Here is a 14,217-nt window from a genome sequence, read left to right as displayed (position 1 = left end):
GCAAACACACCTTAAAAGTCTTGCTGTTTCAAGTAATTGCGGATCTGCTGAAGATATGTTTCTTCCGGGCAGATCGTGTACTGACGCTGATTACCGCGGCACCGATGAGATACCGCCAGCTACTCCCCTTTAATTCATAAATATGATATCCTGTCAGGAGAAGAAGTGCAAGCTTTTTTTCTTGCTCAGGAACTTTTTGTCAAAAAGAAATCCGGCAGGATACAAATATGGAAGGATGAATCACAATGAATGAAGAAAACATACTGCTGGGACAGGCAGAGGACCGTATTACACAATGTCTGGACCGCTACATGCTGACGTTTACGGGCTTTCTGGACCCGCATCAGCAGGCCCTGCTGCGGCAGAAAATGAGGAAGGAAAATCCGGCCTGTAAAATACTCTTTACGGGAGGCTATCCGGACGCGCAGAGGCGGGTCATGGCCTGTCTCCCGGATTACATGGAAGGCGACGCCGGTGAACAGGACGCTATGCAGCAGATCTTCTCCGTCATCTGCGCGCAGCACAGCAAAAACTCTTCCGCCTCCCGATCCGGGCGTGCCCTCCGCCATGGAGACTATCTCGGCGCCCTGATCGGCCTGGGGCTGAAGCGGGATGTTATCGGCGATATTCTGGTGAGAGAAGACGGTGCGGACATCATCGTGCTGCAGGACATGGCGGAATACATCTCAGATAACTTCGGTAAGGCCGGAAGGACCTACCTTTCCGTCAGCGTTCACCCGCTCTCCGAACTGCTGATCCCGGAGCAGAAAGTGAAAATGAAGCACGACACCGTCGCCTCCCTCCGCCTGGACAGCCTGGTTTCATCCGCCTTCGGGCTGGCCAGGAGCAAGGCAGCCGATGCCATCCGCGGCGGCATGGTGCTGGTCAACCACGAAGAAGTTTTGAAAATCGACCGGATGCTGGAAGAAGGCGATGAGCTGGTTCTCCGCCATCACGGGAAAGCCGTACTCGACGAGGTCGGCCGGGAGACCAGGAAGGGGCGGACGGCGATTACACTGAAAATTTACATATAGGATGACGAGATGGAGTTCCAAAAGCTGGTGTGGACCAGATGAGCAGAAAGAGAAACTGATGAAAGACAGAGGAGACGCTGAACTTGAGTATACTGTATTATAATCATTTTTTATAAATTATCTCGGTCGGGATTTCATTCCCAATCTGAAGGTTTCCCGACTTTTATTTCACCGCTGTCGGGAAACCAATCCTCTCACCACGAGCTCCCAACCGCTGGCATTCTATTTTCTTCCCATCTAATAATAAAGAGAAGTCCGGCTCAATCGGTATACAGTATACCCAATCATCCTTTTTCCTACTTTTTTCCACTCATTTTCTCTTCCTTCCCCTTCATTTCATTATCCATCCTTTACAAAAAATGCATGTCCATCGGCATTTCAGCTCGGATGAACATGCATTGTCTATTTCCTGTTTTTATTTATCGTTTTTCTGCAATATTTTCTTCTACTGCTCCTTTGGCGGTTTATCGTAACGGACGGCGCCTTCGCGGAAGCGTTTTACCTTGCCGGTTGTCGTCTTTTCCATCTCTTTGTCGGTGGCGATCAGACGGTAGATCTGCTTGTAGACTGGAAGCTCTTCATTGATCTTATCCAGGTCTTTCTTGATGACGGCTTCGATGTCTTCCTGGGTTTCCGCGTGGAAGGCGTTCTTCATGTAGTCCGGATCGTAGACGATCTTGGCGCAGAGGGCCAGGTCACGGTTGTTTCCGTCGTGGTGGCGCGGCTGGCCGATGACGATGTTTTCCTTAACATACGGAAGGTTGTCGATCAGGGTTTCAATCTCTTCCGGATAGACATTTTTTCCGTTTTTCAGGACGATGACATTCTTTGCACGGCCGGTCAGCCAGATAAATCCGTCATCATCAATGTAGGCAAGGTCGCCGGTCCGCAGCCATCCGTGAACCAGAACCTTGGCGTTTTCTTCCGGATCATTGTAATAACCCAGCATGACATTGGCGCCTTTGACAACCAGTTCGCCGACTCCGTCTGGACCTTCATTGACGATTCTCGCTTCCATGCCTGCCATGGTCTTTCCGACAGAACCCGGACGCTGGTTCAGATAGTTCTCTGCGCAGATGACCGGGGAAGTCTCTGTCAGTCCATATCCCTGGATAACCTGAACGCCGATATCGTCAAAACCTCTTGCAACTGCAGGATCCAGCGGAGAAGCGCCGCTGATGATCAGGCGCAGGTTGCCCAGTTCACCGATGATATCTTTAAACATACGTCTTCTGACATCGATGTGCATGCGCCGTAAGCGTCTGGAAATCTTCAGACCTCTCTGGAAAGATGCTTCCTTACCCTGCTTGCGCACACCCTTCAGGATGTTTTTATACATCTGCTCAACCAGAAGCGGAACGCCGACGAACATCGTTACATTATATTCTTTCAGATTCTGCTTGATGTAGCGCAGGCCGTCACAGTAAACGTTCACGATGCCGCACTGCAGAGCGGTGACAACGCTGATGGATCCGAAGGTGTGGTGGTACGGAAGGAAGTTCATGTTGACATCTCCTTCGCGCAGGTCCTCGCAGCGGATCATGGCATAAACGTCGAACAGGAGATTGTGCGGTGACAGCATGACCGCCTTGGACTTGCTGGTTGTACCGGAAGTGAACAGCAGCTCGGCCATCTCATCCGGGTCACGCATGATGTTCTGGAAGGATGTGTGTCCGGCCTGGAATTCCCGGACGCCTTCATCCATGATATCCTGCAGGGAATCGAATCCCTCCAGCGGCGTCATGCAGATGTATTCTTTCGCACAGGCGTTATTCTCTTGCAGATACTTGATCAGCGGAAGGTGCTTTTTGTCAAAGACAACTGCGTCAGAGGAACTCCTCTGAATGGAAGACAGGGCCTCTTCCTCCGGGAGTCCCTTATCTAGCGGAACAACGATTCCGCTTCCGCAGAGGACAGTCAGATAGGTGAGCGCCCACGGGTAGCTGTTCTCGCCGACGATGGCGATGCGCTTGTCGCCCAGGCCTCTGGCCATCAGACCAGTTCCCAGCCAGTTGATGTGGTTTCTGAGCTCACGGTAGCTGATGTTTCTGTAGGTCGGTTTCTCCTTGCGGTTTGCCGGTTTGTCCTTCACGATGAAACATGTCTGATCTTTATATTTAGCCGTGACGCCGTCGATAAAGGAACGGAATTCGCGGTATTCTACAGTTTCCTGAACAGGCTTCAGCTGTCCTGCTCTGGTCTTGAATTTCTTGCTCATAGATGCCTCTTTCTGATGATACGAGTATGATCTGAAAAATGCCAAAAATATTCAGATACTTATACAGATATATTATAGTATCTGCAGGAGGGAAAATAAAGATGAACCATGTGTAAAAACGATGTGGGAAAATGATTTTTTGCTCACAAACACCCTGCAAAAATGCTGTATATTAAATTGTGTCTGTCTGCGGAAATGCCAGAACACCGCAGGCTTAATTCAGAACAGTATGTCTGAAAAGGTGGAGAATACAATTCCATTGTTGTATAATGGACCTGTCACGCAATGCAGGAGGAGAGGTAAAATGGGAAAGTTTGGATTGATCGGCAAGGGGCTGGAATACAGTTATTCTGTGCCGATACATCAGATGTTCGGAAATTACACCTATGAACTGCTGGAAACCAGCGAAGAAGAACTGGAATCAAGACTCCGGGATCACGACTATGACGGATTCAATGTCACGCTTCCATATAAGCAGAAGGTCATCGATTACTGCGATGAGATTTCTCCGGAAGCTCTGGCAACCGGCAGTGTGAATACGATCATCCGGGAGTTTGGAAAACTGAAGGGCTATAACACCGATTACTTCGGGTTCTGCTATCTTCTGGACAGAAATGAAATCGATGTCACGGGAAAGAAATGCCTGATTCTCGGCAGCGGAGGCGTATCCCACACCGTCCGTCAGGTCCTGAAAGACCGGAAAGCCGCAGACATCGCAATTGCCTCCAGAACCGGAGGACTTAACTACGATAATATTTACGAAAAAGCGAAGGACGCGGAAATCATCATTAATACTACGCCGGTCGGCATGTATCCGGACAACGGCCGCTCCCTGATCGACATCCGGGAATTCCCGCACTGCTGCGGAGCCGTCGACGTCATCTACAACCCGGACAAGACCTGGTTCATTCTGGACGCCATGTCCCACGATATTCCGTGCGCAGGAGGAATTTCCATGCTGGTCGCAGAGATCAAGCAGGCAAGCGAGCTCTTCCAGCAGAAGGAAATTTCCGATGACGACATCGACACGGCCATCTATGAAATCCGCAGCCAGAAGCTGAACTACATTCTCATCGGAATGCCGGGTGCCGGAAAGACCTATCTCGGCGGACAAATGGCAAAAGCAAGGAACCGCGATTTTTATGATCTGGATACCTGCATTGAGAAAAACGAAGGAATGAGCCGCCGGAAAATCATCAAAGAAAAAGGTGAAGACTATTTCCGGAACAAAGAAACCGAATGCCTCCGCAGACTCTGCAAGAAAAACGGCATCATCATCGCTGCCGGCAGCGGAATCGTCACCCGCAAAGCCAACTACAGCCTGATGAAACAGAACGGACGCATCATCTGGATCAAGCGCGACCTCGATAAGTTCGAGATCGACGACTACTCACCAGAACCAGAAGAACTGAAAAAACTCTACGATGAGCGCGCCGATCTGTACGACTCCTGGAGCGATTACTTTATTGATAATAACCAGGAGCTCTAAGGAGGGATTTTTTCTATGAAGAAGCACCGGGTTTATGCATTATTGCTTGTGTTTGCAGTGCTTATCGCAGCAATTACAATCATAGGAGCTCAATTAATCGGTCAAATTATGCCTTTTGATTCCAGCGATTTACCTGCATATCACTATGACTGCAAAATGCTCATCAATGCGATATTACTTGGAATTAACATTCTCTCAGATACACTGCTTTTTATCTGTGGAGTGAAAATTTCTCAAAGGGATAAATAGAAAAATGAAGATGTGTGGCGGCTGCACCTGATATCATTTACAGGCGCAGCCGTTTCCATTCAAACCACCAGTGGCCTGTAACTCAATGCAAGAATTTAGTTACAGGTATACTGCATACAAGAACTTAATCTCACGATAGTTTCAGCTATTGCCGTATTCACCGTTTATGCAGACGATAAAAGCAAATTTATGCTTCCTTGCTTCTCGTTTTTAGGTAAAATCCTGGCGAAACCAAAGATCTTACCAATGATATAGCATCAGTTTGGTAAAATGACCTGAAACTGCCGATATCTACCAACTACCTATTACATCACACGGAAACTATGTTGGTAAAAGCAGGCGATTCCCGCCATTTTTATCAAGTATATGTACAGACTATTCCAACAACATCATCCATAAGCATAATTATTTCCCTTGCCAACATTTTCCCTCTTTACTCGCTTACTTCCAGTTGATTTTCATTTCTATATTTATCACTATTTATGTATATATATCAAATCACTTGCATCAATTGCCCCGACGTTATCATCCTTAAGGAAAACTTTTTGGTAGAAATCATGATTATCATATCATCTTACTCAAAATATTTTCCTGTTGGTACAAAATTGCGTTTTATGCGTTTTTTACCAAGGGTTTTTCTCTGTCAGCAAATCAACTTGATCAACACGTTATATTGCATGTTATTTTACACATATTGCCAGGCAATAAAGTGCTTAAGTTTCTGTGATGCTCTCCTTCCTCCCATCGACCAGAAAGTAATTTCTTCCACATCTGTCTATGCAGCCAGAGACAGGCGGTGGAAATCGTAAGCGGACTGATAGTACATTACATGTTTGCATCAGTCCCCACGATTTCCCGGATGTTTCTGGATCTGCGCCAGCGGCCTGGAGAGCAGCCTGCCAGTCGCAAGGCACTTGGATTCGCGGGGGTAGGTCTCCCTATCTGTACTTCACAATCTCATCCAGCGCGCGCTTCGGAACATGGTAGTCGCCGTTTTCATCGCGCCAGTATTTTACGTCGCCGTCTTTCATCTCGACGATTTCGGCTTTGTGTTCTGGCTTTCCGAATGCCATGACGAGGCGCAGGTTATCCTCTTCAGGAATGTCGAGAAGTTCTTTGATGGCATCCTTTTTAATGTTTCCGAGGATGCAGCTGCCGAATCCTTTTTCCCAGGCTGCTGTGGCAAGGGTATTTGCGGCGATTCCCAAATCCACGTCTGCGAAGGCACCGGCGCCTTTCGCTTCGATCAGGGCGATGAACATCACTGGCTGATGTCCCTTCTGCGGAGTGCCGGCGCCTTTCAGATAACCGGCCCAGCCGACCAGATCCTGCATTTTCTCTACATTTTCCTGCTCACGAACGACAACGTAACGGAGTGGCATGAGATTGGCCGCGCTGCTGGCGATACGCACGTCTTCCATCATTTCCTCTACCACATCATCCGGAACCGGATCCTGTTTAAACGCGCGGTAGCTTCTGCAAGTTCTGTATAATTCTTTCAGTTCCATGAATTGTTCCACCTTTCTGCCGGCCTTGCACATATCCGGTCTGTCTACTAAATAAATAACCGCCGCAGATCAGAAATCTGCAGCCGCTGCATCAAGACATCGCACGGACCGGCCGATATCCGTTCCGCTTCTTGCTTCGTCTTTTTTGTCTCTCATTATTATACCCCATAAGCGCTCTGGTATGTGCCGCCATTCTGGACAAAAAGAAAAAGTGCCTGCAGCACATTTTACATATATTGCCAAGATTTCACAATTTCTTCTTCATTTTTGCGTTCCGGCGGTTTAGAACAGTGTATAATAGAGGTAGCCGGTCGGGTTCAGAGACCGGACTTACAGAAAGGAATGATGCGATGAAATTTGACATGCATTGCCATACCGCCGAAGGATCCATTGACGCGAGAATTCCCATCAAGGAATATGCCGAGATCTTGAAGAGTAAGGGCTTCGGCGGTATGCTGGTCACCGATCATGATTCATATAGAGGCTTTAACCACTGGCAGACATTCCGGGAGCAGATGCCGGAAGACTTCGTCGTGCTGAAAGGCATCGAATACGATACCCGCAACGCAGGTCACTTTATCGTGATTCTGCCGGACGGCGTCAATCTGAAACTTCTCCAATACCGCGGAATGCGGCTGGAAGTTCTGACCAGAGTCGTCCACGAATACGGCGGAGTTCTCGGCGTCGCGCATCCATTCGGAATGAAGAGCTCCAGCGCAATGTTCACCTGGCACACCCGGAAACATCCGGAGATCCTTGCCGATCTGGACTTTGTCGAGGGGCTGAATGCCTGTGAGAAACCGTCTTCCAACGTCAAGGCCAGAGAACTGGCCGACCGTTTCCAGCTTCCGTGCACAGGCGGCACGGACGCCCACGTTGCCAAGTACGTCGGACTTGCTTACACGGATTTCGATGAGGACATCACATGTAACAACGACATGATCCACGCCATCAGGAACGGCGGCATCGCGGCGTTCGGCGGAAGAGAGCGTACCTATAAGCTCAGCCATGAGAAGCGGAACATGTTCGCCGCAACATGGGGATTTAAAGCCTACAATCAGGGTCTGGGACTGATTTTCAAGCCTTACCGCAGATCAGTCGTGCATAAGATCCTTGGGGATTACAACATTTAGAAGATTATGTTCCGGCAAAATATAGCCGGGCAAGAAAACAGGAACTGCCATCCCGTGACTTCATGTTCACAGGAGGCAGTTCCCTTTTTACGTGAAAGGCGTAATCTCTGACGGCGGCCGGTTCCCTGCCTTGGATCAGGCTCTGTCATCAGCCAGACACAGCCGGGCAGCGGCCTTGCTCCGCCACTTTTTGTCCTGTCGCCCTCTCTTTATATTCTTACTTGAAATATTTCTCTCCAAGTCTCATGAAGGCATCTCTGGAGCGCTCAATCATTTCATGAGATACGCAGAAGGAGAGTCTGACATTTCCAGGTCCTGCGAAGGAGCTTCCCGGAACCAGGATGATGTGCTCTTCCTCAGCAGCCTCTACGAATCTCTTCTCGTTCGGAACCGGTGACTTCATCCACAGATAGAAGGCTCCTTCCGGCTTGACGCACTCGAAACCGGCTGATGTGACGATATCATACAGATCTTCCGCATTCTTCTTGTAGTAGTCAATGTCTACCTTCTCATCCAGGCAGCGCTCAATCGTCAGCTGCATGAGGGACGGCGCATTTACATCGCCGCAGATTCTGTTTGCGATCGTTGCAGCCTCGATAAACTCAGCAGACTGGTCGGACATGTCCGGAATGGCCAGGTATCCGATTCTCTCTCCCGGAAGGGACAGGGACTTACTGAAGGAATAGGCAATCAGCGTATCGTCATAGAACTTGGATGTGCAGACAATCGGCTTGTCGGTGTAAATCAGCTCTCTGTACGGCTCATCAGAGATCAGGTAGATCGTGGTTCCCAGTTCACGCTCCTTGGCAGCCAGGATGTCGCCGATCTGCTTGATGACGGTATCCGGGTAAATCGCACCGGTCGGGTTGTTCGGCGTATTTATGATGACCGCTCTGGTTCTTCTGTTGATCTTATAGGCAAACTCCTTCATGTCCGGCATGAAACCGTACTCCGGATTCGGGGAAACTTCAATCGTCACGCCGTGATAGTTCGCAATATAATTTCTGTATTCAACGAAGTACGGAGCAAATACGATGACTTCATCGCCCGGGTCCAGGATGGTTCTCAGCGCAACATTGATCGCGGAGCCGGCGCCGACCGTCATAATGATGTTCTTTGCGCCGAAATCTGTGTTAAAGCGCTTATTCAGGTTATCCGCAATTGCCTTTCTGGTGGATTCAAATCCCGCGTTGGACATGTATCCGTGCACCTTGTGCGGATCTTCTGTGTTCAGGATATCAATAATCGAATCTTTTACTGCTTCCGGCGGATACAGGTTCGGGTTGCCCAGGCTGAAATCGTAGACATTCTCCTCACCGTAAATTGCAGCCATCTGCTTTCCCTTTTCAAACATCGCTCTGACTGCGGAATTGCCCTGCACCAGCGGAATCATTGAATTTGCAATCATTCTTTTACCTCCATTTTCACATTCTTCACTATATATCCGATATATTTCTTCTATTATATAGTATACGATATCTTAATATCTCCCTGCACAGTAATAGTTGACAAAAATCAATGCGCAAGGAAAAAGCTAGTCCTCATAAACCGGATTCTGCACGTCCACCATACCGGTGTGAACGGTTCCGCCGAAATACTTCTTAAGAAGGTCTGCCAGCTCGTCTCTGGCGGCTTCTACCTGCTCCCTGTTGAAGTCGGAGAATCCGTCGATCGGGAACTGGATGGCGGTGGTGTCTTCCGTAATTTCTCCGATCTGGCTCTGGCGCCAGGTCCAGCGGCGGGTGCGGACCTGATTTCCGGAGGCGTAGACGACCTCCCCATCCTTCGGGTTGTCCGGCTCTGTCGAACCAAACGGGATAAAAACGTCCCCTTCTCTGGTGTAGCGGACCATCAGCGCATCCTCAATCGTTCCATTGTCATGGGCGCCGATCGGGAGACGATACTTCAGGGAAACCGCATTTCCCAGGTCAACTGCCGGGTTGATATGCGGCATTCCCTTTCCTTTGGAGATACGGTCAATCAGTGCCTCGATTGAGCACATGTAACGGTTCGGATTGATGCCGATCTTGCGGAAGGCCTCGCGGTAAGGCTGGACCTCGTCCGCCTTCTTGGCCTTGATGCCTTCAAAGGCGCTGCTGCATTCGCTGACCGCATTGCTGAGCAGTTCCTCGATTTCCCCATTTTCTCCGTGATTGTCAATTCCGTCTACCGTAACGATTCCAACGATATATTCCGGCAGAAGCTTGAATACTTCCTTCTCAACCTCAAATTTCAATGTCTGCCCTCCACAAAACTCCTGTTTTTCTTGTAATATCAACCAACTTTTCTTATCTTTTATCTTAACATATAGATGTAGAGTTTCAAGGAAAAGCCGATATTGTGAAATTAATAACCCACTTTTCTCTCTGTAGTTATCGTGGACGATCACCATTTCCAGCGCCACAGCAGCGATATCTTTCTGCCGGATGAGTAAAGCTCTCCATTTCAGAAGCTGAATCCCGCCGTCTGCTTATCCCGGCCATCAAATATGATGCTTTATTTCTCAATCGTACTTGTGATTTCCCATCAACCTGCGACAGATCCAGAATAAGATCTGGAAATCATTGGAATAATTTAAATTCAAAAACCGCAGAATTCCAACGTTTTACAGCGATTCTCTCCAGAATACCCAAATTTTTTTAAAATTTTTAGCACTCACATGTTGACAGTGCTAACAAAATGAGTATAATAAGAATTGTCAAAGGGATAGAGATTAGAGAGTAGATGGAAACATTCCGGAAGGATGAAAATCCGGAAGGGGTGTGAACATAAAAGGAGGTTTTCGTTATGATGTTACCGAGCATTTTCAGAAATGGATTCTTTGATGATTTTGATGATTTCATAGACTGGCCGACCGTCAGCACCGATACGACACTGATGAAGAGCGACGTAAAGGACGCCGGAGACCACTATGAACTGATGATGGATCTGCCAGGATTCAAGAAAGAAGATGTAAAGCTGCAGCTGAAGAACGGAGTACTGAGTTTTGAAGCTACAACCAATAAGAACAATGATAAAAAGGATGATAACGGTAAGTACCTGCGCCGCGAGCGTTTCCAGGGCACCTGCTCCAGAAGCTTCTACGTCGGCAAGAATATTACCGAAAACGACATCAAGGCAAAGTTCGACAATGGTGTTCTGACCGTCTGCATTCCAAAGCCGGAGCAGAAACCTCAGGTTGAACAGAACCACTTCATTCAGATCGAAGGTTAATCCCCTCGCATGAAGATGAAGATATAGATAAATTTGATAACAGCCGCCAGATCCGGACATCCGGATCAGCGGACTGCATATAGATCAGGCTTTTCCTAAAGCCATCATTCAGGATCGATATTTTCGACATTACATAGATTCCTAAAGCAATCACGTCCGGTGCTGCAAGTTGACGCGGTACCGGCTTGTAGATCTGCTCATTAGACGATCGCAAGGTTCCCGGGTACCCGTCCGGCGCTTCAGCGCCGTGAAAGGGTGGGGTTCTTATTATAGATTCAGCTTAGCACTCTCAGGTACACAGTGCTAAATCCACTGAAAACAGCTGAGAGTTCCGGCTGAGCAACAGCGCAGGCTGTATAAACACGAGTAAAGAATTAAGGAGGTTTTCATTATGTTGTTCCCAAGCGTATTCAGAGATAATTTATTTAACGATTTTAATGATATCATGGACTGGCCAACCGTCAGTACCGATCCGACACTGATGAAGAGTGACGTAAAAGACGCCGGTGATCATTATGAGCTGACGATGGATCTGCCGGGATTCAGCAAGGATAATGTAAAGCTCCAGCTGAAAGACGGAGTCCTGAACTTCCAGGCCTCTACAAGCAAGAGTAATGACGAGAAAGATGAGGACGGAAAGTATCTGCGCCGCGAGCGCTTCCAGGGCAGCTGCTCCAGAAGCTTCTACGTCGGCAAAGATGTAAAAGAAGAGGATATCAAGGCGAAATTCGATAATGGTGTTCTGACCGTCTGTGTTCCTAAGAAGGAAGACAAGCCAGAAGTCGAGGACAATCACCTCATTCAGATCGAGGGTTAATCCCCTCTTTCTGACCCCGGTCCCGGCAAAAGCCAATACGCCGGGGACCGGATGATCAATCAATGAGCTTTTCCAGGCAATACCAATAAACCAATCCAACCAATATTCAAACACTCACTTACAATTCTAAAAGAAAAAGAGCTCCGGATTCTGTCAGTCCGGAACTCTTTTTTATCTTACCGCCGCTCCTCCCGGAACGCAGATATCCTCCTCTTCCTTTCCGACTACGAACTGCGCGATCAGGAAAGCAATCAGATACAGACCCGCAAGAACGATGATGACATTCTCATAGGACCCTGTCAGACGGAGAATCAGTGCCGTGAGCTGGTTTCCGGAAAGTCCCGCAAAGGCCCATGCGGACAGCGCCACGCCGTGAATCGTGCTGATGTTCTTCATGCCGAAACGGCTGGACAAAAGCGCAGGCAGTGTGCTGAATCCCCCGCCGTATCCGGCGTTCACCACAAGAAGCAGGATAAATACGATGACCATAATTCCTTTAGAAACAGCAGAAACAGAAAATGCCAGAAGCGCCGCACCGATGCACAGCAGGAAAATCGCTTTATACACAGAATTCCTGTCCTTCAGATGATCGCTGAAGCTGGAAAATCCGATTCGGCCCAGAGCATTGGACGCCGCGGTCAGAGACTGAACGACGCTGATCGCCGCCATTCCGAATCCTGCCAGCTGCAGAATCGGCTTCTCATAAGAAATCAGGGCCAGTCCGCAGGTGATGTTGATGTAAAACATCAGCCAGATGCCCGCATAGGTTTTATTCTTAAAGAAACGCAGGCGATTGACATGGCTCTTTACCCTCGGCTCAATCCAGCCCTCCGGTTTTTTCAGGAGAAAATGACCGAGCATCATCATCAGGAAATACACGCCTGTCAGGACAAAAAACATATTCGCAAGGCCGATCTTCCCCTGTAACGTGTTCATGACCGGGCTTGCAATTGCCTTTGCCAGGCCGAATCCCATAATGGAAATTCCGGTTCCCAGGCCCGGATTATCCTTAAACCAGAGCATCAGAGTCTTTACCGGCGTAAGATAGCCGATTCCCAGACCGATTCCCATAATGCATCCATAACACAGGAAAATTCCGGCTGTTGTCAGTCCCCTTCCCAGCATACTGGAATAGCGGATGCAGAGTCCCGTTCCCGCCATGCCGGCAGTAAAACAGAGGCAGGCGATCAGGCTTGCCTTGTGAATGTTTCTTTCAATAAATGGGCCTGCAAAAGCGGCAGACATGCCGAGAAAAAAGATTGCCAGACTGAAGGCAAATCCGATCAGTGCCGGAGAAGTGCCGATCCGTTCCGCCAGAGCGCCGCTGAAGGACGACCAGCAGTAGACAGTTCCGATGCTGCAGTGAATCAGCAGAGCCGGAACCGCTGCGCGCATCCATTTGTTTTCGATAAGTTTCATCATGTCATGACCTCCGAATCTTCCAGGTACATGACAGAATGCCTCGTACCTGAACATAAGGTTGGGGTGTCTTCCTGTTTTCCCTGAACATCGGAATAATTGCAGAAAACGAAACTGCCGTACAGAGGAAGTCATCCCCCATATCCATTTCAGAGAATAAAAAAAACAACCCATTGAATTGAGCTGCCCAGGCGGTCGGCATGTATAAATCTGCAGCGCACCGTGTTCTTTCACGTGATCCGCCAGCGCTGCGGACAGATTTTCATTCCGGTATTTCTCTCTGGACGACATTCCGTCCGGAAAGATAAAACCGATATCTAGAGAATAGCGTATTTGCTTCTTCCGGTCAAGAGGGAAAATAACGAGATACTGTCAATCGCTGATGGGAGTTTTCGTTGACAGGTCTCCAAGTTGTTTGGTGATCTGTACGCAGCATGGTAATAAATTACACTATTTCTCATTCCAGGCACTGACCTGCTCTCTCAGCCAGCCGCACCATTGATTCACACCCTCTCCGGTTTTGGCGTTGATCGGAATGATTTTCAGTTTTGGATTTCTCATATGCGCGTATTTTCTAACCTTATCCATATCGAAGTCGAAATACGGCAGTACGTCAATCTTATTCATTACCAGAACATCGCAGACGGCGATGCAGAGGCTGCCATTGCCATTTACAAACGGGAAGCCGAGATATTCATCAAGCGTCTGTAACCCGGAATCACAGCCATCGTTACGCACTAAATATTGAACCAAAACAAATACACCATACCTTTCCTGTTTTGGTTGACCAAACAACCTTTTGGTGATATATTTGAATCAGAAAACAAAATAGCAAGAAACCGATGAGGCGAAGAAAAGATAATTATGCTCCTACAGAGAGTCTGCGAAGCTGAAATGCAGATGGAAAACAGGTTATGCAATATGGATCGCTGAGGGCGCGGTCAAAGGCCGGAAGAAGGTGTTCATCAGAATGAACTTTTCCCCCGTCTGAGTATTCCGCGACGTAAGGCACACGTCAGCTGCCAGGAATATGATGGTATTCCCCAGAGTGCGCATTATGCGAAGCAAGGTGGCATCGCGGATGATTGAAGATTATTCGTCCTTGGCAGATTAAAATGATTATCTGCCAGGGGCTTT

12 protein-coding genes and 1 riboswitch are annotated in these 14,217 nt (G+C 48.4%); of the genes, 6 read left to right on the top strand and 6 right to left on the bottom strand.

What is annotated here, in order from left to right; all coding sequences use genetic code 11:
- Positions 1 to 245 precede the first annotated feature (245 nt).
- Complete coding sequence (locus tag ACI77B_RS05045; RefSeq protein WP_409337669.1) at positions 246 to 1,034, top strand: RNA-binding protein; 789 nt, start codon at positions 246 to 248, stop codon at positions 1,032 to 1,034.
- A 445-nt stretch (positions 1,035 to 1,479) separates the two neighbouring features.
- On the opposite strand, the gene ACI77B_RS05040 is transcribed toward ACI77B_RS05045, so the two are convergent.
- Positions 1,480 to 3,252, bottom strand: a complete 1,773-nt coding sequence (locus ACI77B_RS05040; protein WP_409337668.1) for an AMP-binding protein — start codon at positions 3,250 to 3,252, stop codon at positions 1,480 to 1,482.
- Between the two features lie 304 nt (positions 3,253 to 3,556).
- Here ACI77B_RS05040 and ACI77B_RS05035 point away from each other — a divergent pair, with 304 nt between their 5' ends.
- Positions 3,557 to 4,741, top strand: coding sequence for a shikimate kinase (locus ACI77B_RS05035; protein WP_409337667.1), 1,185 nt, complete (start codon positions 3,557 to 3,559; stop codon positions 4,739 to 4,741).
- A 15-nt stretch (positions 4,742 to 4,756) separates the two neighbouring features.
- Positions 4,757 to 4,990: a hypothetical protein gene (locus ACI77B_RS05030; protein ID WP_409337666.1), complete on the top strand. Its 234-nt coding sequence runs from the start codon at positions 4,757 to 4,759 to the stop codon at positions 4,988 to 4,990.
- Positions 4,991 to 5,928: 938 nt separating this feature from the next.
- Here ACI77B_RS05030 and ACI77B_RS05025 read toward each other — a convergent pair.
- Positions 5,929 to 6,498 (bottom strand): nitroreductase family protein, encoded by a 570-nt coding sequence (locus ACI77B_RS05025; protein WP_409337665.1) that lies wholly within the window; start codon positions 6,496 to 6,498, stop codon positions 5,929 to 5,931.
- Between the two features lie 350 nt (positions 6,499 to 6,848).
- On the opposite strand from ACI77B_RS05025, the gene ACI77B_RS05020 reads away from it, so the two are divergent.
- Entirely contained in the window at positions 6,849 to 7,631 is a 783-nt protein-coding gene (locus tag ACI77B_RS05020) for a PHP-associated domain-containing protein (protein ID WP_409337664.1), read from the top strand.
- 217 nt (positions 7,632 to 7,848) lie between these two features.
- Here ACI77B_RS05020 and ACI77B_RS05015 read toward each other — a convergent pair whose 3' ends face one another.
- Positions 7,849 to 9,039 carry a pyridoxal phosphate-dependent aminotransferase gene (locus tag ACI77B_RS05015; RefSeq protein ID WP_409337663.1) on the bottom strand — a complete coding sequence of 397 codons (1,191 nt, stop codon included), beginning with the start codon at positions 9,037 to 9,039 and terminating at the stop codon, positions 7,849 to 7,851.
- A 126-nt stretch (positions 9,040 to 9,165) separates the two neighbouring features.
- Positions 9,166 to 9,867: a B3/B4 domain-containing protein gene (locus ACI77B_RS05010; protein ID WP_409337662.1), complete on the bottom strand. Its 702-nt coding sequence runs from the start codon at positions 9,865 to 9,867 to the stop codon at positions 9,166 to 9,168.
- Between the two features lie 551 nt (positions 9,868 to 10,418).
- Between ACI77B_RS05010 and ACI77B_RS05005 the strand changes: the two genes are divergently transcribed.
- Positions 10,419 to 10,844, top strand: coding sequence for an Hsp20/alpha crystallin family protein (locus ACI77B_RS05005; protein ID WP_409337661.1), 426 nt, complete (start codon positions 10,419 to 10,421; stop codon positions 10,842 to 10,844).
- Positions 10,845 to 11,235: 391 nt separating this feature from the next.
- Positions 11,236 to 11,661: an Hsp20/alpha crystallin family protein gene (locus tag ACI77B_RS05000; protein WP_409337660.1), complete on the top strand. Its 426-nt coding sequence runs from the start codon at positions 11,236 to 11,238 to the stop codon at positions 11,659 to 11,661.
- 171 nt (positions 11,662 to 11,832) lie between these two features.
- On the opposite strand, the gene ACI77B_RS04995 is transcribed toward ACI77B_RS05000, so the two are convergent.
- Both ACI77B_RS04995 and ACI77B_RS04990 read right to left on the bottom strand, forming a co-directional pair.
- The gene (locus tag ACI77B_RS04995; protein ID WP_409337659.1) at positions 11,833 to 13,083 is read right to left on the bottom strand and encodes an OFA family MFS transporter; all 1,251 of its coding nucleotides are present in this window, start codon (positions 13,081 to 13,083) and stop codon (positions 11,833 to 11,835) included.
- A 175-nt stretch (positions 13,084 to 13,258) separates the two neighbouring features.
- Positions 13,259 to 13,337: riboswitch (ZMP/ZTP riboswitch) on the bottom strand.
- A 193-nt stretch (positions 13,338 to 13,530) separates the two neighbouring features.
- The gene (locus ACI77B_RS04990; protein WP_409337658.1) at positions 13,531 to 13,833 is read right to left on the bottom strand and encodes a hypothetical protein; all 303 of its coding nucleotides are present in this window, start codon (positions 13,831 to 13,833) and stop codon (positions 13,531 to 13,533) included.
- Positions 13,834 to 14,217: the final 384 nt, after the last annotated feature.

The organism is Eubacterium sp. F2 (genome assembly GCF_046244355.1).
Lineage (GTDB): Bacteria > Bacillota > Clostridia > Peptostreptococcales > Anaerovoracaceae > Aminicella.
This window is presented reverse-complemented; position numbering and strand designations above follow the sequence as displayed.

What these genes read in the sequence shown, in the direction of transcription:
- ACI77B_RS05045 (WP_409337669.1), top strand. Translation starts at nt 246, where the DNA reads ATGAATGAAGAAAACATACTGCTGGGACAGGCAGAGGACCGTATTACA.
- ACI77B_RS05040 (WP_409337668.1), bottom strand. Translation starts at nt 3,252, where the DNA reads ATGAGCAAGAAATTCAAGACCAGAGCAGGACAGCTGAAGCCTGTTCAG.
- ACI77B_RS05035 (WP_409337667.1), top strand. Translation starts at nt 3,557, where the DNA reads ATGGGAAAGTTTGGATTGATCGGCAAGGGGCTGGAATACAGTTATTCT.
- ACI77B_RS05030 (WP_409337666.1), top strand. Translation starts at nt 4,757, where the DNA reads ATGAAGAAGCACCGGGTTTATGCATTATTGCTTGTGTTTGCAGTGCTT.
- ACI77B_RS05025 (WP_409337665.1), bottom strand. Translation starts at nt 6,498, where the DNA reads ATGGAACTGAAAGAATTATACAGAACTTGCAGAAGCTACCGCGCGTTT.
- ACI77B_RS05020 (WP_409337664.1), top strand. Translation starts at nt 6,849, where the DNA reads ATGAAATTTGACATGCATTGCCATACCGCCGAAGGATCCATTGACGCG.
- ACI77B_RS05015 (WP_409337663.1), bottom strand. Translation starts at nt 9,039, where the DNA reads ATGATTGCAAATTCAATGATTCCGCTGGTGCAGGGCAATTCCGCAGTC.
- ACI77B_RS05005 (WP_409337661.1), top strand. Translation starts at nt 10,419, where the DNA reads ATGATGTTACCGAGCATTTTCAGAAATGGATTCTTTGATGATTTTGAT.
- ACI77B_RS05000 (WP_409337660.1), top strand. Translation starts at nt 11,236, where the DNA reads ATGTTGTTCCCAAGCGTATTCAGAGATAATTTATTTAACGATTTTAAT.
- ACI77B_RS04995 (WP_409337659.1), bottom strand. Translation starts at nt 13,083, where the DNA reads ATGATGAAACTTATCGAAAACAAATGGATGCGCGCAGCGGTTCCGGCT.